A 22,357-nucleotide genomic window follows, 5' to 3' on the forward strand; every position below is an offset into this window, starting at 1 on the left:
CCGACGAAGCCGCCATGCCCGCCGCCGTCGTCACCATCGCCGGGCGGGCCGGGAAGGGTCAGATTCTCGATGTGCAGGGCGATCGTGCCGTGGACGCGGTGTTCCTTGGAGACGGTCAGCTGCACGCTGCGCCCGACCATGAGTTCGGCGAGTTCCTCGTTGTCCACGGGCGCGAAGGGCGAGGCTCACTGCCCGCCCCCGCCCTGCGGACGCGGCCGGTCCCCGGCCACGCGGTGCAGCGGATCCTCGAAACGGTGGCGCCGAACCCCTCCGAGGTCACCATCGTGGCCATGGGCCGGCTCACCAACGTGGCCCTGGCCTGTCTTCTCGAACCCGAGACCATGAAACTCGTACGGAACGTGGTCTGGATGGGCGGTGCCGTCAGCGTCTCCGGGAACACGTCACCGGTCGCCGAAGCGAATCTCGACGGTGATCCCGAGGCCCTCCGCATCGTCCTCGCCCATGCCGTGCCCCTGACGATCCTCCCCCTCGACGTCACCATGGATGTCCGCCTCACCCAGGACGACCTGAACGGCCTCGCCACCTCGGCACATCCCGCCGTCGCACATCTGACCCGGCTCGTTCCGTTCTATCTCGATGCCTACGAATCGATCCTCGGGGTACGCGAATGCGCGCTGCGCTGCGGGCTGTTGATGGGAATCGTCATGGACCCGGGCCTTGTCACCAGTAGCATCGGCGCCCTCCACGGCACCGCCCCGACGGCCGCCGAGGGCCGGTAACCGCCCGGAATCCGGCGCCGCGCCCCCACACAGCCGATGCGGTCCGGCCGGATATCGCGCACCGGAACGTCGTGTGAACGCTCCGATGCGCACAGCTCGTACGGCCGGATCCGGATCACCAGCCTTCGGGCGCACCCGACCGCGTCGACACCGCCATCACCGACACCATCACCGACCGACGCCTTCACCAGGCGCCGGCCGGGGCTCAGCCTGACCGGCTGAAATGCCGCACGCCCCCCACACGGGACCCCGTGTCCCCACCTCCCGTGCCACGCACCCGGCAGTGGCAGCGGCCACTGCCGGGCGCACGCGCCAAAACGACGCCGCCCCACCTGTGTGCTGGTGATCACCCGTGTTGTCAGCGCGGCACAGTACATTCCGCTCATGACGACAGCACTCCCGATGTACCCGTGGACCGATGGTGAGGGCGAGGAAGGCTGGTTCGAAGGAATCGACCTGTCCTTCGACACCTGGAAGTACGACGAGGACATGCCCTTCGACGATGCCGAACTGGTCTGGCAGGAGCTCCTCGACCGGCTGGCGGAGGAAGATGTCAGCCTGACCACCGAGCAGCAGCGGATGGTGCGCCCCATCTTCGACAGGCTATGGGCCACCTATGCAGACAAGAAGGGCGAGCCGGCGCCGGGACCCTGAGCCCGACTCCGTCTCGCCCGCCCGCCCGCTGGCCGAGGATCTCCGCCCCCCCTGGGAAAAGCCCCTGCCACCACACCGGTTGACCCCGGCCCGAGTCCGGCGGGCGTTTCGCCACCTCCGAGCGAAGACGGCCCGTCCGGCCAGCGCACCCAAACCCTCCCGTCCCGGCCCCGGGCGCCCCAACGGCTCGAAGAACCGCACGACCGCACCCCGTCATGGGGTGGGCAAAACCGTCAAGCGCGCCGAGTCACTCGAAGAGCACTACGGGCGCGCCGGTTGAACAAAAAGCCGAACTTCAGCGGGACCCGCTGCTGTGGCCGCGACCGACGGTACGCCTAACCTGCGGCTCGGCCTCCGAGCCCGAGGAAGTACCGCTCCGCGTCGGTTGGCGCCAGGGCGGCTGCCCGCTCGTAGGCGGCCCTGGCCTCTTCGCCCCGGCCCAGCCGACGCAGCAGATCTGCCCGGGTGGCGTGGAACGGGTAGTAGGTGTCCAGGTCCAATGCATCCACCAAGGCCAGGGCAGCCGAGGGGCCCCGCACCTCACCGACGGCGACTGCGCGGTTCAGTGCCACGACGGGTGTGGGAGTCAGGGCGAGCAACTGGTCGTACAGGGCGACGATCTGCGGCCAGTCGGTCTGCGCGGCCGTCGGGGCGTCCGCGTGTACGGCGCTGACGGCGGCCTGGAGCTGGTAGGCGCCGGGTTGGTTGCGGCGCAGGCAGCGACGGACGATGGCCTGGCCCTCCTCGATCAGGGACCGGTCCCATCGGCTGCGGTCCTGCTCGCCGAGGAGGACGAGGGAGCCGTCGGGCCGCATCCGCGAGGGACGCCGGGACTCGGTCAGGAGCAGCAGCGCCAGGAGACCGGCCACTTCCGGTTCATCCGGCATGAGGGTCGCCAGAAGCCGTGCCAGCCGGATCGCCTCCGCACACAGGCCCCGCTCGGCCGGGCCGGACGGCTCGGTCAGCCCGGCGTTGTAGATGAGGTAGACAACGGCCAGCACCGGACGCAGCCGGTCGGGCAGTTGGTGTTCCTCTGGCACACGGTAGGGAATGCGAGCCGCCTTGATCTTGCGCTTGGCCCGTACGAGACGCTGCGCCATCGTCGCCTCGGCCACCAGGAAGGCGTCGGCGACCTCGGCAGTCGACAGGCCGCCGAGCAGCCGGAGCGTGAGCGCGATCTGTGTCTCGGTGGACAGGGCCGGATGGCAGCAGGTGAAGAGGAGACGCAGACGGTCGTCCCGCACAGACTCCTCCTCTTCCGGCACGCCGGGATCGTCGTGAGCGGACGAGAGCGCCGCCACCTCGCCGAACAGTTCTCGCTCCCGCACCGCGCGGCGCAGGCGGTCGATGGCGGCGTTGCGAGCGGTCGTCGTGATCCACCCGCCCGGGTTCGGCGGCAGGCCGTCACCCGGCCACTTGCGCAGAGCGGTGGCGAACGCCTCCTGTACCGCGTCTTCGGCGACGTCGATGTCGCCGAAGACACGGATCAGTGTGGCCACCGCCCGGCCGGACTCCTCGTGGAAGATCCGACCGACCACGGCCTGATCGACGGCCGGCAAAGTCAGGCTCCGGAGGCCGGCTGGGGCTTGTCCGCGAACGCCGCGAACGGACGGACCTCGATCGGCGCCTCGATGCAGGCGGTGACCTTCGCTCCCCACGCGAGCGCGGCATCGAGGTCCTCGGCCTCGATGATGTAGAAGCCGCCCAGATGCTCCTTCGTCTCCGCGAAGGGGCCGTCGGTGGTCAGCACCTCACCACCGGAGGCGCGCACCACGGTGGCGGTGTCGGGGTCGTGCAGACGGCCGGAGAAGACCCAGGCACCGGCCGACTCCATCTCCCCCTCCAGGGCATCGAGCCGCCGGCGGAACTCCTGCATCTCCTCGTCGCTCATCGGTGCCCGCGCCTCGCCCGCGGCGCTGTGGACGGACAACAGGTAACGCGTCATGGTGATACTCCTCGTCATGGGCAGCCACTTCCCACCTCTCACCCTTCCTACGAACGGCCTTCCCGCAAATCGACACCCCCTCAGAAGAAAATGAAACGCCACACGCCGACGACACAGCCTCCCTCGGCACCCACCAGTACTGGGAACGGTCACTGCCGGGGACGGAACGCTCCTTCATGAGCGGGGTGGTGGCGTGGGGCGGGTGGCGAGGTGGTCCTGGAGTTCACGATGGCGGAACTGCCACGCCGTCCCGGACACGCGCAGGATGCCGACTTCGTAGCAGTCGTCGAGGAAGCGCCCCAGCCGCCACGGCAGCTTCCTGCGCGTGTGCAGGAGGAGTGCGAAATACCGCAGGGCTGCCGAGCCGCCCGCGACAGGGATACTGAAGATGAAGCCCCCGAACACCAACCCGATGCAGAACATCGCCAGCAAGTCGAACTCCCACGCATCCGGACCGTAGATGGCGTCGAACGCGAGCAGGCGTACGAGCCCGGACAAGAGCATGGCCCCGGCCGCTACAACGGGTCCGAACACGACTGCGGCAGTGAGGTCCATGCGGATGAGGTGACGCGGAACGACCCCCGTATGCTCCTGCTTGACCATAAGGCCGCGTGCGAGACCGAGCGGAAGCCCGATCGCGAGTCCGAAAGCCAGGCCGAACACAAGGCTGCCTTGGAGCACGTCCTGGTCACCGGGCCTGCTCGTCGCGTGGAACAGGCCGGAGAAGATCAGGAAACCGATCACGAATCCGACCATGGAACTCAGCGTGAGAGCGCGTCGGCCGGCAGGGGTGCGAAGACGGCCGAGGTCGATCCGCCGGGGCTTCGGCCATGCCGGGCGGTAGAGCACTGCGAAACAGAGGAAGAACGCGTACAGCGCTGTCGTGCCGAAGACCCCGCCGCCCAACAACCCGGGAGGAATGCTCAGAGGAAGCGGCGCTGCCACGGCCAGCACGCGTTCGGTCCGGCGTGTCCGACGTTTCCCGCCCAGGGGCCATAGCTCGTGGAGGACCAGGTCGGTGCTGCTCAGCGTGCGCCCTGCGACGCGGCGGGGCGAGCCGTCTCCGGAGTCGCTGTTGGCATTGAGGTAGTCAGCGAGGAATGCCAGGCGGCGCCAGGTGGCGTCGGCGTCCAGTCGCCGAGGGATGCCGGTGGCCGGCGGCCGGGAAGTGTCGTCCGACTCCCGGTGGCGTGCGGATGCGGCGGCACCGATGTAGTGATCCAGAAGGTACTCGTAGAGATGCCCACCGGTAGCCCGCCTGAGGAGATCGGCGGGGTCGCGCAGATACCGTCCGTCGGCATCGCGCTCCTGGAAGACGGTGGCGGCCAGGGTCAGTCGCCAGGGCGTGTCCAGCGCCTCCGCCAGCAGCGCGTGTTCCGTCGGCGCGGTGCCGGCCGGAGCCGTCGCCACCGTGTCCAGGGCGGAGAGGACCGGCTGCCAGCGGGCCTGGCCCCGCTCCGTGCCGGCGACGCGTTGCGACAGGTAGCTGTGAGCGCGAGAAGCGTCGACGCGGGCCACGGCGATGTGTGCCACGGTCCGGGGTTGCGCCTCTGCTTCCACCAGGGCCTGGTAGTGGGCGTGGCGACAGGTCACGACGACCGGGCAGTGTGTGCCACCGTGCTCGAACTCCTGGATGCGGCGGAGGAGGGCGGCGGCGCGTGAACGGTAGCCGGGGGCCGTGCCAGGGTCCATTTCGTCCAGACCGTCGATGACCGGCAGGACGAGATCGGCTTCCACCAGGCGGGCGGCTTCGCGGCGGGGAAGTCGGTAGACGTCGGTCAGGTGTGTCCGTAACCAGACACGTATGTCGCTGCCGGGCCAGGACGCCGCGGTCAGCCGTACCGGCACCGGATCCCGCGGGGAACGTTCCTTGGCCAAGCCCAGGATCAGGTACAGAGCGAGCACGGTCTTGCCCGTTCCCGCGTCATCGGCAGGCCGCCCGTCCCGGTCGTCGGAAGGTGCACCGGTGATGACCATTCGCCCAGGCCGCAGGCCCCGGTAGAAGTCTGCGATCCCCTCCAGCGTTCCGTCGGGGCGCGAACCGCTCACCCCGTTGGCCGTGGCCGTGAAAGCGAGATCGATCCGCCCGTCCGGCGCCGCCCGCCCACTGCCCAGCAACTGCCCGCACTGCACGCCCTCCACCTCCGCCACGCGCCTGGCGAACTCCTCCGCCATCACCAAGGCCGTGCGCTGCGCCTGCAGGGCGCGGATGCCCGCCCACGCTCCCCATCCCCCGAGGACCACACCCACCAGGCTGGGCAGGAGGGCCAGCACCCCCGCGGCGTCGGGCTTCTGCCCCTTCGTCGTCGGCAGGGTCTCCACCGTCCACCACAGCGCGACTGAGCACACCACAACGCTTAGCACCACTGCCGAGACCGCCCCGGCCCGCCCCCGACGCATCATGAGCACATTCTGCCCCAGCGAACAGTTACGAGCGCGTGGTCTGGGGGCCAGGTCGGCCAAGTCGGCCGGGCGGTCGGGGCTGCCGAAGGCGTGCATGTCGCCGCCGGTGGCGGCGATGAACTCTGCCGCGAGTATCCGCCGGGCCGTTCGCCCCCTCACAACCGCAGCTTGAACCAACACGGCGAGCCCATGCGTTCACAGCTCCTCAGGTGGAGAACCTCTGCGCGAGGTCCCGCAGCCCTGCCACGGCCGTGGCCGCCTGGTCACCGGTGATGGTCGCACCGGGCATCAGGCTCAGGCGCTCGACCTGGTCGGCGAAGCGCAGATACTCCCGGTGAGCATGCTCCCGGCAGGCGAGGCATGTGACACTTTCCGGACGGGCAGAGGTCATCGCGTAGGGCACCTGGTGTCCGCAACCGGTGGTGACGACACTCGGTGCGTCGGGCACGCGGTCCAACGTCGACGCGATCAGGTTGCGGACATCGGAGCCGGCCCGCACCACCTTCTGCTCCACGTGGATATGGGGATCGCTCACGTTCATCTGTGTCCGCTCCTCCGTCCGCGTCGTTCTGAGGCCAGGGTCGTGCGCTGACCGCATGGGGTGGACTGGCAGTACCTGGATAGAGCCGACCTTCCGCGGTGCGGGGGCGCGGGGCCTACTGGATGTACGGGCACTCCCCATTGTCCCGAGGGCCCGATTCCGAGATCGAAGGACAGGTACCGATATGGCTGCCGCGCCCCTGCTCACCCTCAACAACGGTGTCACGATGCCAGCGCTCGGGTTCGGTGTGTTCCAGAGTTCGCCGGAGGAGACCGCCGCGGCGGTGGAGACCGCGCTCGCCACCGGTTACCGCCACATCGACACCGCGGCCGTGTACTTCAACGAGCGCGAGGTCAAAGAGGGCATCCGCCGTTCCGGCGTCGACCGGTCCGAGGTGTTCATCGAGACCAAGGTCTGGATCAGCGACTACGGCTACGAGCAGACCCTCCGGGCGTTCGGCAAGAGCGCCGGGAAGCTGGGCGTCGACCGGATCGACCTGCTGCTCCTGCACCAGCCGCTGCCCTCGGCGTTCGACAAGACCGTCGCCTCCTACCGGGCGCTGGAGAAGCTTCTGGCCGACGGCCGGGTCCGCTCGATCGGCGTGGCGAACTTCACCGCCGACCAGGTCAGGATGCTCCTTGAGCACACCGGGACCGTACCCGCCGTCAACCAGGTCGAACTGCATCCGTACTTCACCCAGCGCGAGGTCCGGCAGAAGAACGCCGAGCACGGCATCCTCACCCAGGCGTGGTCGCCCATCGGCGGCGTCACCTTCTACCCGGACACCTTCGGCTGGAGTCCCGAGAACCGCACGAGCACGCTCACCGAGCCGGTGATCCTCGATGTCGCCGAAGCACACGGCAGGACCGCCGCGCAGGTGATGCTCGCCTGGCACCTGCGGCGGGGACGGTCGGCGATACCCAAGTCCGTCAGGCCCGAGCGTATCGCCGAGAACTTCGATGTCTTCGACATCGCGCTCAGCGCCGACGAACTGGTGGCGCTCGACGCCCTCGACACGGGCGTCCGCAACGGCCCCGCCCCGGATGTCTTCACCCTGGAGACCTTCGGCATGCCGATTCCGGAGGCGTGACAGGCGCTTTGAGGGGGTGCGGTCGCCCGTGGCAGCACCCCTCGGCGAGGCTGCACCTGGGGTTTCGGTGTAATGCCGGTACCTCCCTGTCCCGGCCGCGTCCGCACTAACCTCGGCGTATGAGTCTGCGAGACGAGATACGCGACTTCCTGACATCCCGCCGCGGCAGGATCACCCCGGAGAACGCGGGCCTTCCCGCCTACGGTGGGCGGCGCCGTGTGACGGGACTGCGTCGCGAAGAGGTCGCACTGCTGGCAGGCGTGAGCGTCGACTACTACAACCGCCTTGAGCGCGGCAACCTCCGAGGGGTGTCGGAGAACGTTCTCAACGCGGTGGCACAAGTCCTCCAGTTCGACGAAGCCGAGCATGCGCACCTCCATGACCTGGCACGGGCCTCGAACGCCGCCCCCGCCAAGCGACGCCGCGAGAACTCCCGGGGCGTCCGCCCCGGCCTGCTGCGCCTGCTGGACGCCATGGCGGAGGCCCCTGCCGGCATCCTGAACGCCCGACTGGACGTACTGGCTGCCAACAGGCTCGGGCGCGCGCTGTACGCGAGTGCCCTCAGCGGTTCCGGGCAGCCGGCGAACCTGGCGCGCTTCGCCTTCCTCGACCCCCGCAGCAAGGACTTCTACGCGGACTGGGAGACGACCGCCGACGACACCGTGGCGATCCTGCGCTCCGCGGCCGGGGGCAGCCCCTACGACCGGGTCCTGTCCGACCTCATCGGCGAACTGTCCGTACGAAGCGAGGACTTCAGGTCCAGGTGGGCCGCGCACCATGTCCGGTTCCACCGGACAGGCGTCAAGAAGATGCGCCATCCCGCCGTCGGCGATCTCACCCTGTCGTTCGAGGCCCTGCACCTCGACGCGGATCCAGGTCTCGTGCTCCTGGCCTACACCGCGGAGGCCGGCTCCGCCTCCGAGGACGCCCTGCGGACGCTGGCGGAGTGGGCTGCCACGCGGGAGCGGAACGCATGAGCCCGGGGGCGTCAGCGGACCCACTCGGCGGCGTCGAGCAGCAGGCTCCTCGACACGATGCCGCGCCCGGCGGCGGGCGCCACCCAGCCAGGCGGGGCGGCTGACCCGGCCGGTGCCCGGAACGGATCGTCCACAGCGCCGCGGGTACCGCCTCGGCTGTCGGTGCCCGGGGATAGTCTGCGGGCGCGTAATCCAGCCGGCTCCCCAGAAGTGATGGACGTGCATACGGATATGGACATGGACGGGTTCGCACCGAGGTTCATCGAGAAGGCGTGGACCGACCTCGAACTCGAAGCGATGCACGGGGCCGTCCCCCGGCTCATCGACCGGGTGGATGACCTGGTGGTGGTGGGCGGGGAGGTGGGCCTGGCGACACCCGGTCGCGAGGGCGGCGGGGTCATCACCCATGGGGTGCCGGACGGGAGGTATCCGGTCTACGTGGGACTGGTTCGGTCGGGTGGTGACGGCGCGGACGACGCGGTGCAGTTCGCCGCATACATGTTCTTGATACCCGTGGCGGGCCCTGAGTGTCTGATCACCGCGAGCTGGGACGAGGGTTACGGCGACAGGGGTACCGACCTGGAGGGCTATGCGTGTCTGTGGAGCAGTCACGCGTGCCGCATGTCGCTTCCCCACCACGGGGAGGACAGACACGAGGCGATCGCCCGGGCGGAGCGGGAGATCCTGCCCGAATCGGCTCTCGCCAGGAGGGACAACCGGATCAACGAGATCGTTGATCCGGCAACCGGTGCGAACATGCTGTCGTTCCCCGTGTGGGATGAGACCTACAACGGTTTTGAGGCCAGGGGCGAGGACGATGAACTCCTCGCCCTTCTCTTCGTCACCTGGTCCGCATGACCCGGCACCCGGTCGGCGTGAGTCGCCACCCGGTCCGCATGCGAGCCGGACCGCCCCGGGCCGGACCCATGAGCGGTCCCGGGGCCGGGCTCATACGCGGCTCCGGGCCTCGGCGGCGAGGTCCAGGGCCACGTCCGTGATCATGTCCTCCTTGCCGCCGACCATGCCGCGGCGGCCGATCTCGACGAGGATGGCGCGCGGGTGTCCAGCCCATGCCGCTCGGCCGCCGCCTCCGCGTGGCGCAGAAAAGCGGACGGGGCGCAGGAGCGAAGGGGCTCCTGCGCCCTGTCGACGGCGAGCGCGTCGGGGAGGCTTGTGGGCATGCGGGCGTTGTAGCGTCGTGCGTGTTCCAGGGTGGCCTGGTCGGGCTTGATCAGGACGTCGATGGCGGTCAGGTCAGGTCAGGTCACTCGTCGTGTTGCCTCCCCCTTGCCGTGCGGCTGCTCGACGAGAGCGGCGCGCAGTCGCTGCTGGTCCTGCGGGCCGATGCCCAGGCCGTCGGTGAAGTAGGACTCGATCGAGCCGAACTTCCGGCTCATCTCGTCCAGGGCTGCGTGCAGATACCTGGAGTCGACGCCGAGCACGGGTTCCAGCAGCCGCGGGTCGCCGCCGGCTGCGCGGAATTGCTCGAATACCGGCTTCAGGGCGGGCAGCAGGTCGCGGTTGGTCAGTTGGTAGTCGTACAGCACGTCCTCTTGGGATACCCCGAGCAGCAGAAGTGTCGCCGCCGCGGCCCACCCGGTGCGGTCCTTGCCCGTCGTGCAGTGGAACAGCGCCGGCCGGTGCGCGTCCTGGGCGATCGCGCGGAAGAAGGCCCGGTAGGCGCTCAGGGCGCTGGGCAGGCTCACGATCTCGCGGTAGCCGCTCTCGAACAGCTGAACCGCCCGGCCCCCGCCGAGTGTCTCCGCGGCCAGCGCCGGATCTGACAGCACCCGCAGAAGCTGGGCAGGCGCGGCGCCCTGGGAGTCCTTCAGCACGTCGCAGACGATCTGCTCGGTGCCGCTGGGGACGACATCGGGCTCGGCTATGCGCTCCGCCTCGGTCCGCAGATCGAACACGACGCGGATCCCCAGCTCCGCGAACCGGTCGAGATCCTCGCCCTGGAAATGATTGAGTTCGACCGACCGGTACAGCTGCCCGGTGCGGATGCGCCCGCCATCCGCCGTCGCGTACCCGCCGATGTCCCGCAGATTCGGTACTGACGGAATGTCGATCCGCCGCCCCGGCTTGGACTCCCGCTCGGCCGTGGCCATGCACACCTCTCACTAATCGAACTTTTCGGCTGAAAATACCAGCAAAGTGCCATGTGGGAGGCGTGAGACACGTGGGGCCCATGAACGGGAAGACGGCTGGCGTTCCGGGTCTCACCGCACCCCGGCACATGAACCGGAGCCGTGGACGGCGCCGGCCTTCGAACATGGCCTTGCACGGGCTTCGCCGTCGGCGTCGACCGCTGCCCAGCGGGCCCCGGTTCGTCAATCAGCTCCCCGCACTGCCCGGCGGCCTGCGCCCGGCGATGGTCAGGGGATCGGTGACGAAGATGTCGTCGCCCGTCAGCTGGACCCGGTCTCCCAGCCGCGCGGTCAGCCGTGCCCAGCCGTCCCAGTCGTCCTCGGCCAGACCGTCCTCGATCGACCACACGGGGAAGCGTTCGGTGATCTCCTCATAGCGGTCGACGAGCTGATCGGACGTCAGCCTCCTGTCCGTGACCCGGTAGTGCCCGTCCCCGGTGCAAAACCCGTTCGCCGCCGGATCGAGCGCGATCGCCACACCCTCGCGTCCGGGGGTGTAGCCGGCGTCCGCGATGGCGGCCACCAGTTCCTCCAGCACTTCCTCGGGCCTCTCGAGGGCGGGAGCGAATCCACCCTCGTCGCCCAGACCGACCGTGTGGCCGCCAGAGGCGAGCCGGGCCTTGAGACGCCCGTAGACCTCGGCCCCCGCGCGGACCGCCTCGGGAAGACCGCGCGCGCCGAGCGGAGCGATCATGAATTCCTGGAAGTCGAGGCGGTTGGCCGCGTGCGCGCCGCCGTTGACGACGTTGAAGTGCGGCACCGGCAGCAGCGGGGACGCGTGGGTGAGAGTGGCGATGTGCCGCCACAGCCGCCGGCCGTCCTGGGCCGCCTCCGCGCGGGCGGTGGCGAGCGAGACGCCGAAGACCGCGTTGGCCCCAGGCGGGACTTGCCCGAAGTACCGTCCAGATCGATCAGCACCGCGTCCACCTCCGCGAGCGACGCGAAGTCCCGCCCTACCAGCGCGTCGGCGATCTCCCCGTTCACGTTCCCGGCCGCCCGCCTCACGCCCTGTCCGCCGTAGCGGTCCGGGTCCCCGTCCCGCAGCTCCACCGCTTCACGGGAACCGGTCGACGCCCCGGCGGGCACCCCCGCCCGCACCCGCAGGCCCCGGTCCGTCTCCAACGTGACGGCGAGCGTGGGGCGGGCACGGGAGTCGAGGATCTCGGTGGCATGCAGCCAGGCGATACACAGCACGAGGGCCAGCCTCCTTCGAACGGCCGGTACACCGGCGGGCTTCGGCGGCGACCGCTCCGGCATCCGCCGGAGCCCGCCCGAGGAGCGGGATAGCGCACCGCCCCTCGGATGACGGCGCAGGGCATGGACGAGGCCGCAGCGCAGAGACCGCCGCCGCTCCCCGTACCGCTCGCCGGCCTCCAGACGGACCTGGCGCCTGCCGCGGCCGCCGGCTAGCAACCCGTACCGACGCTCGTCCAGCAGCCGGGTGCGGTGCACCCATCAGCCCCGGTCCACCCGCCCGAGCAGCAGATCCGCACTGTGAAGGGACCGGCCGAGCACCACAGTGCGCACCACATCCGACAGGGGTTACGGGCTGCCGCGTTCGTTGCGGCTGCGCGGTACGGCGAAGGCGACAAGAAGGCAGCCGGCAGGGGTCAGGCTCCGCCAGGGGCCGGGCAGCTCGAGCACAGCGATCGCGGACGTGGGGAACTTGTCACGTGCCCGGATGAGATCACCGTCGGCTGCTGCGTCACGGGTGAGTGCCAGCGTGAGGTCCTGGACGCCGGGGCTGTGTCCGATCAGCAGCAGTGTGCGGCACTGGGAGGGCACGTCCCGCAGGACGGTGAGCAGCTGGGATCCGTCGGCGTCATACGCCCGTACGTCGTAGATCACCGCAGGCGCTGCTCCCAGTTCCGGGGCGACGAGTTCCCAGGTTTCACGGGTGCGGCGGGCCGGTGAGCAGATGACGAGGTCGGGGATCCAGCCCGCCTCGCGCAGCCGGCGCCCCGCAGCCGGGGCATCCCTGCGTCCCCGCGGGGCCAGCGGCCGTTCCGGGTCGCTGACCCCGTCGGGCCAGGCGGCCTTGGCGTGGCGCAGCACGATCAGACGCAGTGGTTGTACGGACATATGACCGCCTCTGTGTGGTGGTGTCAGCCGCACCATGAGCTTCGAGCGCGCGCTGCGGCACGTCCGCTGCGAGCAGGCACCCGCACGCGGGTGCCGTTCAGGGCCGACCGCGCCAGATGGATGTGCACGATCAGCATCCCGCCGTGCCCGTCGGGAAGGTCCGTGGGGGCGGGGGTCCGTCCGTCCCCGACGTGCGGCGTGGTCACGACGCCCGGGCGCATGCGGTGGCGTTCATTCCAGGCACCCGGTGAGCTGGAGGAAGGCGTGCCGGGCGGTGCCCAGCAGTTCGTCCGCCTCTGCGGCCGGTCCGAGTCCGGCGATCCGGTAGGCGCTGTCCGGGGTGAGCCGGGCCAGGGCCTGGGCCCATGCTTCCGGCTGGGCGTGCCAGCGGGGCAGGTCGGGAAGGTCCACCAGGTCGGTGAACGGCGCGGCCTCGGCCACGCACAGCACCTCGTCCATGGTGCGGCCCCGCGCGGCGAGGTGGAGGACGGCGATCGGCCAGGCAGCGGCCTGGCCACGGGGGACGGCGGGCTCGCGCATCAGGACCAGGGCCTCCACCGGGCGACCGTCGTCACCGAGGGTGTCCACGACGTATCCGTGGCCCACCGGCCAGCCGCCTTCCCCGTGCGCCGGCGGCGCGTCCACCACGGGCTCGGCGTCGTCCCGCTTGATGGTGCTGGCGACGGTGGCGTCGACCGAGACAGCGATCCTGGGCATGGGTGCCACCTCCGTGCTGCGCGTGTCTCCTGCATCACGTAGAGGCCATCAGCACCCGTCGGGGTGCGGTTGCGGCGAGCCTCATCGCCGTACCCCTTCAGTGTCCCGCGCTGCCGCGTTCACCTCAAGCAGGCTCCAGGTGATGCGGCGCGTTCCTCGCGCTAGTCTGGGTGTCTGCGGCGGCGTGAGCGGCCGCACGGCGGTGGGGCCCGCCGTACCCAACCGCGGCACTGTCGCCGCCAACGGTCCCTGCTTGCAATGGAGTGCGCCCAAAGCTTGTCGTGGCGTCGTGCGAGTAGGAGAACCACGTGGGAGAGGCCCGATCCCCCGTACTCGATGAACCCACCGGCCCCGGCGTCGAACCGCGCCCGCCCGCGCCGCGCCGTGAGCCGCGGCGCGGGCGGTGGCCGATCATCGCAGCCATAGCGGTCGGCGGTGTCGTCGGCGCGTGCGCCCGCTACGGAGCGGCGCTGCTGTGGCCCACTGCGGCAGGTGCCTTCCCGTGGACCACGTTCTGGGTGAACGTGATCGGCTGCGGCATCATCGGCGTGTTCATGGTGGTCATCACCGATGTGTGGGCGGCACACCGGCTGGTGCGGCCCTTCTTCGGTACCGGGGTCCTGGGCGGCTTCACCACGTTCTCCACCTACGCGGTGGACATCCAGCGCCTGGTCGACGGCGGCCGAGCCGCCACCGGCCTGATCTACCTGGCGGCCACCATGCTCGCGGCACTCACGGCCGTGTGGACGACGGCGAACCTCACCCGCCGTGTGATCGAGTGGAGGCAGTCATGACACGACTGACCGGCCGAGCCCTGCGAGTGACGATCTTCATCGGCGAGAACGACACCTGGCACCGCAAACCCCTCTTCTCCGAAATCGTGCACCGGGCACACAAGGCGGGCCTCGCCGGCGCCAGCGTGTTCCGGGGCATCGAAGGCTTCGGGGCGACCTCCCTGATCCACACCAGCCGGATCCTGTCGCTGAGCGAGGACCTGCCCGTGGCAGTCATCATCGTCGACACCGAAGACCGTGTACGCGCCTTCCTGCCCGAACTGGACCAACTGGTCGGCCAGGGCCTGGTGCTCCTCGACGACTGCGAAGTCATCCGCTACGCCGGCCGCGATACGAAGGAGTGCGCGTGAACTGGCTGCTCGTCATCGCCGGCGCCGTCGTCGGAGCACCACTGCGCTACCTGACGGACCGTACCGTGCAGTCCAGGCACGACACCGTCTTCCCGTGGGGCACCTTCACCGTCAACGTGGTCGGCTGCCTCACGCTCGGCCTGATCACCGGCGCGATCGCCGCTGGCGGGATCTCCTCCAACGTCCAGCTCCTGGCCGGCACGGGACTGTGCGGGGCACTGACCACGTACTCCACCCTGTCCTATGAGACCTTGCGGCTCGCGCAGGAGGGGGCCCGCTTCTTCGCCGCGGCCAACGCGGTCGCCAGCCTCATCGCCGGTCTCGGAGCGGCCTTCACCGGGGCCGCGTTCGCCCAGGCGATCTGGGGCTGAGACCCGCACACCCCTGCTCGGCACTCACGCCCGCCACACGGATGTGCGTCACCCGCAACGGCAGCGCGGGCAGCCGGCCGCGACGGTAGTCCTTCGACGCCGTCGGCCTCCTGGCCCACAACCCCCGCCTTTGCCGGAACCGCCTCAAGGCCCAGTGCCTCGGTGGCCTGCCGACAGTCAACGAGTCCACCACCGCACCGCTCACGGCCACAACCATGTCCGGAAAGACAACGGCTTCTGGTTCCACGGCTCGTCAACAGAGCCGCGATCGGCCGATGCGGATACGGAATCGGGCGTGTGCGGCACTCGGCACACCCCCGACGGCCGGCGTGCGCTCGCTGTGGGGCGTGGTGGGAATACGTCGGTCGCCGACCGTTGACAAGCCCAGCCTATCGATCGATAGTTTCCCCTATCGATCGATAGGGAGTTCAGGAATGAGCGCTAGACAACCGGACGACGCCCAGCTGGAGGGGCTCGGATACCGGCAGGAGCTGCGTCGGGGGCTCGGGATCTTCTCCACGTTCTCCATCGGCGTGGCCACCGTCGCGCCGGTGGTGGCTCTGTACGCGATCTTCTCGCTGGGCTCGTTCCTCACCGGCCCGGCGTGGATCTGGATGCTGCTCCTGTCGTTGGTGGCCCAGTTGCACGTGGCCGTGGTCTACGCCGAGCTCGCGTCCGAGCTCCCCGTCGCGGGCGGCCCGTACCAGTGGGTGCGCCGGCTGATCGGCCCGCGGCTCGCGTGGTTCACCGGCGTCGTCTACCTGTGCGCGGTGACGGCCGCGCTGACCACCGTGGCCTACCTGGCCGCACCATGGGTCGGCCTGCTGTTCACCGGCTCCGAGCCGCACGGCGTCCAGCGGTACCTGCTGTCGGTCGCCCTGATCGGCCTCGCGCTTGTGATCAACAGCTCCGGCGTGAAGATCATGCGAACCGTGGTCAACGCGGGCATCGTCGCCGAGATCCTCGGCTCCGTGGTGATCGGGGCGACGCTCATCCTCTTCTTCCGTGTCCAGGACTTCTCGGTCTTCTTCGACACCCTCGGCGCGGTGGTCACGTCCTCGGAAGGCTCCACCGTCTCCGCCTTCCTGGCCACGCTGGCCGTGTGCGGCTGGGCCTTCGTGGGCTTCGACGCGAGCGCCTCGGTGGCCGAGGAGACCCGGGGCGCGAGCAGCAAGGTGCCACGGGCGATCACCGCGGCCACCGCCGTCGTGGGCGCCGCGGTGATGCTGGTCGCCGTCTCGGTCACCCTGGCCACCGAGGACCTGGGCGCGCTCGTCAGCGGCGAGAACCCGGATCCGGTCACCCACACGGTCATCGGCTCCTTCGGGTCGTGGTCCGAGAAGCCGTTCCTGGCCGTCGTGGTGATCACCTTCCTCGCGTGTCTGGTGTCCATGCAGGCATATCTGGGCCGGGTCGCCTTCGGGCTCGCCCGCGACAACATGCTGCCCGGCTCGCGCGTGCTGGCCGTGGTGACCACCCGCACCCGGGTGCCGCTGGCGGCGATGGTCCTCGCGAGTGCGGCCGCGTGCGTCGGACTGCTCCTCGGCCTGAACGACGGCGCCATCGGCGTCATGCTCACCTTCGGCACCGGCGGCCTGTACATCACCTTCCTCCTGGTCGTCGCCACCGCGCTGTTCGCCCGGCTGACCGGCCGCTGGCGCCCGGCCGGAACCATGCGGCTGGGTCGGGCGGGCACCGTCGTCAACGCGATCGCCTTCGTCTGGCTGGTCTTCGAGACCGTCAACATCGCCTGGCCTCGCAGGATCCTGGCCCCGCCCGAGGCGTCGGCCTGGCAGGTCTGGGCCGTGACATGGGTCTTCGGCCTGATCGCCCTGCTCGCCGCCGCCTACCTGTTCATCGCCCGCCCCGACCGTCGACCCGCGCTCGAACCAGGCGCCGCCGGCACCTCTCTCGAAGGAACACGCACGTGAACGACATCGGCATCCTCGGCGCCGGCGGCCTGGTGCTCCTCGCCATCGGCGGCTGGTCGGGCCTGCTGCTCTACGTGTCGATGGCCAAGCCCAGAGGCTGGGCCGGGATCAAAGAATGGCCGCGCCTGCGGCAGGGACACGTCGACGCGCTGATCATCGGCACCGTCTTCGTCGCCGCCGACGCCCTCGGCGTCGTCGACACCCCGACCGCTGTCGTACTCCTGGTGAGCGGCTACTACACCGCGATCTCCACCGGGGCACTCGCCTGGTGGCCCGACTTCACCAGCCGGTCACGGGTGCTGCTGGTGATCGAGTACGCGTGCTTCATAGCCTTCGCCATCGGCTGGACCTGGGTCGCGGCACGCGCGATCTTCGGCTGACCCGGAAGGACGACCCGTCATGACCCGTATCCGCATCGTGCAGCAGCCCCCGCATGTGCGCGACCTCGACGCCGACGCCCAGGCGGCGGTCGACTACGTCGAACAGGCCGCGAACCGGCGGATCCGGTCCCGTCGGACCGGACGGTGTCCGGCGGGTCGGCCCTACCCGGAGGCCGGCCCCGGTGATGGTCGACGCCGGCCCGGCGAGACGTGCGGCCACAAGCACGACCTCGACGTCACCGGCCACCACGACCGCCCCGACGTGCTGACCTGAACAGTCGAGCGAACCCGGATACGCTGAACGGATGTCCCCCGCGACCCACCCCACGACGGCCAAGGCCGTACCCGTCGAGACCCGCGACCGCATCCTCGCCGAGGCGGCGGCGCTCTTCCGCAAGCACGGCTACCGCGGCACCTCGACCCGGCAGATCGCGGAGGCGGTGGGTGTGCGGCAGCCTTCGCTTTTCTATCATTTCGCCAACAAGCAGGCGATCCTGGAGGAACTGCTCAAGGTCAGCCTCGACGCCTCGCTGGAAGCGGCACAACGGGCCGCCGCCGCACCGGGCTCGCCGGCCGAACGGCTGTACAACTACGTCCTGTGGGACCTGGCCACCCTGCACCGGTTGCCGCTCGCCCTGTCCGGGATCTACGCCCACGATGTCCTCCAGGCACCCGAACTCACCCACTGGGCACAGAAACTGGACGAGCTGTACGCGAACCTGAGAACCCTCGTCCAGCAGGGAATCGAAGCGGACGAATTCCGGGTCATGGACCCGGCCCTGGGACAGAGCATGCTGGCCGGAGTCACCCTCGCGCACATCGACTACGCCGCCGAACACGGTGGTGATCCCGACGAACTCGCGCGCCTCGGAGCCGCGTTCGTCCTGGGCGGCCTGCTGCGGGACCCGAACCGGCTCGCCGCCATCGCAGGCTCCGAGACCGGCTGAGGAACACCCGCCGGCAAGACGGGCGGCTGTTCCCCCTGCGCCCGGAACCGGGCCCGGCTCGTGCGGGTGCTCTACACGCGACTGGGACCGCCTCGCAGAAGCCCGTCGCCGCCCCGCAGTCCGATGACCGGCCATGACGGCCGCGAGATCACGTCTTGGGCAGGAAGTCCCGCCAGAACGAGACGGTCGCCTGCGGGCGCCAGCCGTCGGGGGTGTGGGCGTCGAAGTCGTCGAACTCGTGGTTGACGTAGTCGGCCAGGTCAGTGCCGTAACCGATGATGTCGGTTCCCCACACTGAGAGAACCGGGTGACCATGGGAGCCGCTGGTGCGGCAACAGCGCGACATGGGCCCGGCCCGGGAAAATGTCAAGGACAGCCCGGGCCGGGAGCGCCGCGGTTTATATGCAGGACGCACGCCGCCGAGGAGCGGGCCACGGCTTTCGCGGGTCCGGCCGCCCAGCGCCGAAGCCCGTGCGGACGTGCTCGCCGTTGTGGATCAGGCCCCGACGGCTCCCCCGACCCGGGCGCGCCTCGCGCCACCGCCGTCGTCCGCGCGCTCAACGCCTACCAGCAGAGTCACGTGCTGCCAGAACACCTGTGCCCAGTGGGCGAACCGCGGCAGGGTAACCGCCACACGGATGATCCGGGTTCCCCCGTCCCAGGCGGGCCGAGATCTCGTCAATCGCCGTGGAACGCCTCCTCCAGCCACCATGCGCCGTGGTCGCTGACCACCTTGGCGTCAACGAGCATCGGGGCCGACCGCGGGCCGGCCACCCAGGCCGTGACCGCGTCGAGGTCGCCCCGGGATCGCACGGTCACGGCGTCGAAGCCGTAGCCGCGGGCGACGGCGGCGATGTCGGTGGGCGGGAAGCGGACCGTGTCGAGCGCGTGGCCCCCGGGTCCGAAGTGGTGCACTTCGGCGCCGTAGGCGTCGTCGTTGTACACGACGATCAGCATGGGCAGTTCAAGGCGCCGGACCGTGTCCAGTTCGGCGGCGCCCATCAGCGCGCCGCCGTCGCCGAGCGCGGCCACGGGCAGCCGGTCGGGCCGCGCGAGCGCGGCGCCGATCGCGGTGGCCAGCCCCAGGCCGATCGACTGGAATGCCTGGGTGAAGCAGAACCCGTTTTCGTCGGGGACGGAAAGGTACATGCTCGGATATCCCATGAAATTGCCGGAGTCGACGGCGAGCAGGCGCTGTGCGGGGAGGATGTCGTCGAGCGCGATGCTCAGCGTCCGCGGATCGATCCGCTGGTCCGTGCCGGTGTCGTCGTAGGGCACGTCGCGCAGGCGCACCCGTGTGGCGATGGCGGCGGCGATCTCGTCCGAGCGGTATCCGGGCCTCGGATCACCGGTCGCGTCGAGTACCCGCCGTACGGTCAGCTCCACGTCGCCGGTGACGCGGAGCGACACCGGCCGGTGCGCCCCCGGTGCGGGTGTCTCGTGGTCGACCTGGACCACGGTGGTGCCGGGGCCGATCAGCCGGCCGTGCCGCGTGGTCCACGAGGTCAGCGAACATCCCCAGCCCACGAGGAGGTCGGCGCCGCGGATCAGCTCGGCCGCCAACGGCGAGGAGAAGCCGCCGGAGACATCCAGGGACCACGGGTTGCCGTGGAACAGACCACGGGCCACCGCCGAGGTCGCCAGCAGCGCTCCGTACCGCTCCCCCAGTTCCTCCAGTGCCGCCCTGCATCCGGGGCCGCGCGCGCCACGGCCCGCGACGAACACCGGCCGCCGCGCCCCCTCCAGCAGTCCGGCCAGGGCGGTCACCTCCGCGTCGGGGGGCATCACCGGCGCCGACCGCTCCGGCGGCGGGGCAGGGGAAGCGCCGGGCGGTGCCTCGAGGCTCTGCAGGCCGAGCGGGATGTTGAGGAGTACCGTCCGGCGCTCGCGCAGGGCGAGGGCGACGGCGGCCCGAACCTCGTCGACGGCGCTCGCCGCCGAGGAGATCCGTGCGGGAACCGCCCCTACCGCGCGTGCCAGCGCCTCCTGGTCGACGAAGAAGTTCGATCGCTCGTCGGTCACCTCGGCGGCAAGCACGAGCAGGGGCGTACGGCTCTTCGCGGCCTCCGCGATCCCGGTCATCGCGTTGGTCAGCCCGGGTCCCTGGTGCACGGAGAGCGCGGCCACGGTGCCGCTCATCCGGGCGTAGGCGTCGGCCATCGTCGCCGCGCCCCCTTCGTGACGTGCGGCGACGAACCGGGAACCGCTGGCCACCATGGCGTTGGTCAGATGGAAGTTGCCGGAACCCACCACGCCGAACACCTGCTTCACCCCCGCCGCGGCCAGCGCCCGGCCGACGGCCTCCGCGACCCTCATCGGCGCTCCACGAGGGCGAGCACCCGGGCGGGCGAGCCCGATCCGCCGACGATGGGCAGCGCGCCCGCGAAGACGACCGCGCCGGTGGCGGGCAGGCGGGCGAGGCCGCGCAGCTGGGTGAGGCCGTACTTGCCACTGCCCATCAGATACGAGTGGCAGGGGAACGGGGGGTCGAACCCGGGCGCCTGTCCGGCGTCGGTGCCGACCGTCTCGACGCCGAGGCCGATCACCGGCGACTCCTCGGCCACCCACCGCGCGCACTCGGGCGACAGGCCCGGGGTGTGCGCTCCGGTCTCGTCGGCGTTGAGGAAGCTCTCCTGCGAGCCGGACCGCGCGTCCCAGCCGGTACGCAGCAGCAGCCAGCCGCCGTCGGGAAGCGGCCCGTTCGCGGCTTCCCACGCGCGGATGTGGTCGACCTCGACCAGGAAGTCCGGGTTCTCACCGGACTCGGCGGAGAAGTCCAGCACGGCCGCGGGGGCCATCAGGTGTCGCACCGGGACCGAGGCGACGTCGGCGAGGTCCTTCCCGGTCACCCAGTGGTTCGGTGCGTCGAAGTGGGTGCCGGTGTGTTCTCCGGTCCGGAAGTTGTTCCAGTAGAACGCGGGTCCGCGGTCGTCGTACCGGCTGATCTCCTCAAGTTCGAACCGTGCCGTCTGGCCGTACTCGTCCGGCAGCCGGATCACCGGAGTGGACGACGACAGCGGCGAGGTCAGGTCGACCACCTCGATCGACCCGCCGTGCAGGGCGGAGACCAGGGCGCTGAGGACAGACGGCTCGGACATGATTCCTCCGGGGGCGGGGCGACGGTGTTCAGGGATGTCATCGATCGACGGCGTTCAGGTCTGCCGACGATAGTCACTGACGGCGTGGAGCAGCCGGTCGATGTCGGCCGGGGTGTTGTAGTAGTGGAACGCGACGCGAAGCAGCCGTCCGCGGGGTGCGGTGACGACCCGGTATTCGCTCAGGAACGAGGCCAGTCTGCCCGGGTCGTCGTCGAACACCGCGACCTGCGGGCCGGGCAGCGCGTCCGGCGCGGGGGTGCTCAGCCGCTCGCCGGCGTCCACCAGCCGCTCCCGTGCTTCGGTGACCAATTGCCCTACGTGCTGCCACCGCCGCGCCGCCGGCACCTGGCCGAGCACCTCCATGCCCGCATGTGCGGCGTAGACCGCGGGGACGGCCGGTGTGCCGGACTCGAACCGCCGTGCCTCCTCGGGGACGTCGAGCGACTCCGGGTCGAAGGCGAACGGATCGACGCGGCCGAACCATCCGGTCATCCGGGGCGGGCATCTGTCGGCGACTCCTGACCGGGCGAACAGCGCCGCGATCCCCGGCAGTCCGAGCAGGTACTTGAGGGTGCCGGTGATCAGGTAGTCGCAGTCGAGCCGCTGTACGTCGACGGGGAGCACGCCCACGCACTGGTAGGCGTCGACCAGCACCCGAGCGCCGACCGCGCGGGCGTGGCGGGCGATCTCGTTCACCGGCTGGACCGATCCGTCGGTGTAGAGCGCGAGCGGCACGGACACCAGGCGGGTCCGGCCGTCGATCCTCTCCCGGTACGCCTCCACCACGCCCATCGTCCGCATCGACTCGTCGGTGACCCACCGCACCTCGGCGTCCGACGCGGCCCGCAGTACCTGTCCGACACTGGGGAACTCCGCGGCCATCGACACCACGGCGTCGTCCGCGCCGAGGTTCTGCGCGCTGATCACCTGGAAGGCTGCGTGCGTCGCCGAAGGCACCAGCGCGATCTCCCCCGGGGCCGCGTTGAGGAATCCGGCGAACTGCTCGCGCAGCCGCTCCACCTCGGCCATCCACCTCGCCCAGGGCGCGCCGTCCGCGCGCAGGGAGTAGGCCAGCTCCCCCATCGCGGACTTCACCCTGTCCGCGACGGCGCCCTGGCTGCAGGATGCCAGGTGTGTCGTGTCGGCCAGGCTCGTGAACTGCTCTCGAAACGTGTCCGGACGCATCT

At 70.4% G+C, this 22,357-nt stretch carries 23 protein-coding genes, 3 pseudogenes and 1 riboswitch; of the genes and pseudogenes, 13 read left to right on the plus strand and 13 right to left on the minus strand.

Going from position 1 to position 22,357, the window contains the following annotated elements; all coding sequences use genetic code 11:
• Positions 1-14: 14 nt before the first annotated feature.
• From ACWEFL_RS21345 to ACWEFL_RS21355, 3 genes and pseudogenes are all read left to right on the plus strand, one after another.
• Complete coding sequence (locus ACWEFL_RS21345; RefSeq protein ID WP_451714853.1) at positions 15-740, plus strand: nucleoside hydrolase; 726 nt, start codon at positions 15-17, stop codon at positions 738-740.
• A gap of 384 nt (positions 741-1,124) precedes the next feature.
• Positions 1,125-1,394: a hypothetical protein gene (locus tag ACWEFL_RS21350; RefSeq protein WP_451714855.1), complete on the plus strand. Its 270-nt coding sequence runs from the start codon at positions 1,125-1,127 to the stop codon at positions 1,392-1,394.
• A gap of 19 nt (positions 1,395-1,413) precedes the next feature.
• Positions 1,414-1,674: pseudogene (locus ACWEFL_RS21355) on the plus strand (NF041680 family putative transposase); the annotation flags it as partial.
• A 55-nt stretch (positions 1,675-1,729) separates the two neighbouring features.
• Here the strand turns inward: ACWEFL_RS21355 and ACWEFL_RS21360 are convergent.
• From ACWEFL_RS21360 to ACWEFL_RS21375, 4 genes are all read right to left on the minus strand, one after another.
• Positions 1,730-2,953 (minus strand): RNA polymerase sigma factor, encoded by a 1,224-nt coding sequence (locus ACWEFL_RS21360; protein ID WP_451714857.1) that lies wholly within the window; start codon positions 2,951-2,953, stop codon positions 1,730-1,732.
• Between the two features lie 2 nt (positions 2,954-2,955).
• Positions 2,956-3,339, minus strand: coding sequence for a YciI family protein (locus ACWEFL_RS21365; RefSeq protein WP_451714859.1), 384 nt, complete (start codon positions 3,337-3,339; stop codon positions 2,956-2,958).
• 174 nt (positions 3,340-3,513) lie between these two features.
• Complete coding sequence (locus tag ACWEFL_RS21370; RefSeq protein ID WP_451714862.1) at positions 3,514-5,901, minus strand: hypothetical protein; 2,388 nt, start codon at positions 5,899-5,901, stop codon at positions 3,514-3,516.
• Between the two features lie 46 nt (positions 5,902-5,947).
• Positions 5,948-6,283, minus strand: a complete 336-nt coding sequence (locus ACWEFL_RS21375) for a hypothetical protein (protein WP_451714864.1) — start codon at positions 6,281-6,283, stop codon at positions 5,948-5,950.
• A 184-nt stretch (positions 6,284-6,467) separates the two neighbouring features.
• On the opposite strand from ACWEFL_RS21375, the gene ACWEFL_RS21380 reads away from it, so the two are divergent.
• The 3 genes from ACWEFL_RS21380 to ACWEFL_RS21390 all read left to right on the plus strand — a co-directional run bounded on the left by ACWEFL_RS21380 (position 6,468) and on the right by ACWEFL_RS21390 (position 9,208).
• The gene (locus ACWEFL_RS21380; RefSeq protein ID WP_451714867.1) at positions 6,468-7,373 is read left to right on the plus strand and encodes an aldo/keto reductase; all 906 of its coding nucleotides are present in this window, start codon (positions 6,468-6,470) and stop codon (positions 7,371-7,373) included.
• A 119-nt stretch (positions 7,374-7,492) separates the two neighbouring features.
• The gene (locus ACWEFL_RS21385) at positions 7,493-8,350 is read left to right on the plus strand and encodes a helix-turn-helix transcriptional regulator (protein WP_451714868.1); all 858 of its coding nucleotides are present in this window, start codon (positions 7,493-7,495) and stop codon (positions 8,348-8,350) included.
• A 237-nt stretch (positions 8,351-8,587) separates the two neighbouring features.
• Positions 8,588-9,208, plus strand: a complete 621-nt coding sequence (locus ACWEFL_RS21390) for a hypothetical protein (RefSeq protein ID WP_451714869.1) — start codon at positions 8,588-8,590, stop codon at positions 9,206-9,208.
• A gap of 90 nt (positions 9,209-9,298) precedes the next feature.
• On the opposite strand, the pseudogene ACWEFL_RS21395 reads toward ACWEFL_RS21390, so the two are convergent.
• From ACWEFL_RS21395 to ACWEFL_RS21415, 5 genes and pseudogenes are all read right to left on the minus strand, one after another.
• A pseudogene (locus ACWEFL_RS21395) lies at positions 9,299-9,462 on the minus strand (4-hydroxy-2-oxovalerate aldolase); the annotation flags it as partial.
• Between the two features lie 147 nt (positions 9,463-9,609).
• Positions 9,610-10,461 (minus strand): tyrosine-protein phosphatase, encoded by an 852-nt coding sequence (locus tag ACWEFL_RS21400; protein ID WP_451714872.1) that lies wholly within the window; start codon positions 10,459-10,461, stop codon positions 9,610-9,612.
• Positions 10,462-10,723: 262 nt separating this feature from the next.
• Positions 10,724-11,694, minus strand: a pseudogene (gene eno / locus ACWEFL_RS21405) (phosphopyruvate hydratase); the annotation flags it as partial.
• Between the two features lie 348 nt (positions 11,695-12,042).
• Positions 12,043-12,582, minus strand: coding sequence for a SixA phosphatase family protein (locus tag ACWEFL_RS21410; RefSeq protein WP_451714875.1), 540 nt, complete (start codon positions 12,580-12,582; stop codon positions 12,043-12,045).
• Positions 12,583-12,813: 231 nt separating this feature from the next.
• Positions 12,814-13,299 carry an inorganic diphosphatase gene (locus tag ACWEFL_RS21415; protein WP_451714877.1) on the minus strand — a complete coding sequence of 162 codons (486 nt, stop codon included), beginning with the start codon at positions 13,297-13,299 and terminating at the stop codon, positions 12,814-12,816.
• Between the two features lie 32 nt (positions 13,300-13,331).
• Positions 13,332-13,397, minus strand: a riboswitch (Fluoride riboswitch).
• A gap of 210 nt (positions 13,398-13,607) precedes the next feature.
• Between ACWEFL_RS21415 and crcB (ACWEFL_RS21420) the strand changes: the two genes are divergently transcribed.
• The 7 genes from crcB (ACWEFL_RS21420) (at position 13,608) to ACWEFL_RS21450 (ending at position 18,072) form a co-directional block, all read left to right on the plus strand.
• The gene (gene crcB / locus ACWEFL_RS21420; protein ID WP_451714880.1) at positions 13,608-14,093 is read left to right on the plus strand and encodes a fluoride efflux transporter CrcB; all 486 of its coding nucleotides are present in this window, start codon (positions 13,608-13,610) and stop codon (positions 14,091-14,093) included.
• Positions 14,090-14,443: a DUF190 domain-containing protein gene (locus tag ACWEFL_RS21425; protein ID WP_451714883.1), complete on the plus strand. Its 354-nt coding sequence runs from the start codon at positions 14,090-14,092 to the stop codon at positions 14,441-14,443. Before crcB (ACWEFL_RS21420) ends, ACWEFL_RS21425 begins: the two co-directional genes overlap by 4 nt.
• The gene (gene crcB / locus ACWEFL_RS21430) at positions 14,440-14,814 is read left to right on the plus strand and encodes a fluoride efflux transporter CrcB (RefSeq protein WP_451714885.1); all 375 of its coding nucleotides are present in this window, start codon (positions 14,440-14,442) and stop codon (positions 14,812-14,814) included. Before ACWEFL_RS21425 ends, crcB (ACWEFL_RS21430) begins: the two co-directional genes overlap by 4 nt.
• Before the next feature lie 434 nt (positions 14,815-15,248).
• Positions 15,249-16,745, plus strand: a complete 1,497-nt coding sequence (locus ACWEFL_RS21435) for an APC family permease (RefSeq protein ID WP_451714888.1) — start codon at positions 15,249-15,251, stop codon at positions 16,743-16,745.
• Positions 16,742-17,125: a hypothetical protein gene (locus ACWEFL_RS21440; RefSeq protein ID WP_451714891.1), complete on the plus strand. Its 384-nt coding sequence runs from the start codon at positions 16,742-16,744 to the stop codon at positions 17,123-17,125. The genes ACWEFL_RS21435 and ACWEFL_RS21440 overlap by 4 nt, the downstream gene beginning before the upstream one ends.
• 19 nt (positions 17,126-17,144) lie before the next feature.
• A complete protein-coding gene (locus ACWEFL_RS21445) occupies positions 17,145-17,399 on the plus strand; it encodes a hypothetical protein (protein WP_451714894.1) in 255 nt (84 codons plus the stop codon).
• A 31-nt stretch (positions 17,400-17,430) separates the two neighbouring features.
• A complete protein-coding gene (locus ACWEFL_RS21450) occupies positions 17,431-18,072 on the plus strand; it encodes a TetR/AcrR family transcriptional regulator (protein ID WP_451714896.1) in 642 nt (213 codons plus the stop codon).
• A 148-nt stretch (positions 18,073-18,220) separates the two neighbouring features.
• Here the strand turns inward: ACWEFL_RS21450 and ACWEFL_RS21455 are convergent, their stop codons facing one another.
• The 4 genes from ACWEFL_RS21455 to ACWEFL_RS21470 all read right to left on the minus strand — a co-directional run bounded on the left by ACWEFL_RS21455 (position 18,221) and on the right by ACWEFL_RS21470 (position 22,355).
• Positions 18,221-18,367: a hypothetical protein gene (locus ACWEFL_RS21455; RefSeq protein ID WP_451714898.1), complete on the minus strand. Its 147-nt coding sequence runs from the start codon at positions 18,365-18,367 to the stop codon at positions 18,221-18,223.
• Between the two features lie 383 nt (positions 18,368-18,750).
• The gene (locus ACWEFL_RS21460; protein ID WP_451714900.1) at positions 18,751-20,388 is read right to left on the minus strand and encodes a thiamine pyrophosphate-binding protein; all 1,638 of its coding nucleotides are present in this window, start codon (positions 20,386-20,388) and stop codon (positions 18,751-18,753) included.
• Entirely contained in the window at positions 20,385-21,170 is a 786-nt protein-coding gene (locus ACWEFL_RS21465; protein ID WP_451714902.1) for a cyclase family protein, read from the minus strand. Before ACWEFL_RS21465 ends, ACWEFL_RS21460 begins: the two co-directional genes overlap by 4 nt.
• Positions 21,171-21,224: 54 nt before the next feature.
• On the minus strand, positions 21,225-22,355 hold the full coding sequence (locus tag ACWEFL_RS21470) for an aminotransferase class V-fold PLP-dependent enzyme (protein ID WP_451714905.1): 1,131 nt from the start codon (positions 22,353-22,355) through the stop codon (positions 21,225-21,227).
• Positions 22,356-22,357: the final 2 nt, after the last annotated feature.

This window comes from Streptomyces sp. NPDC004838, from assembly GCF_053600955.1.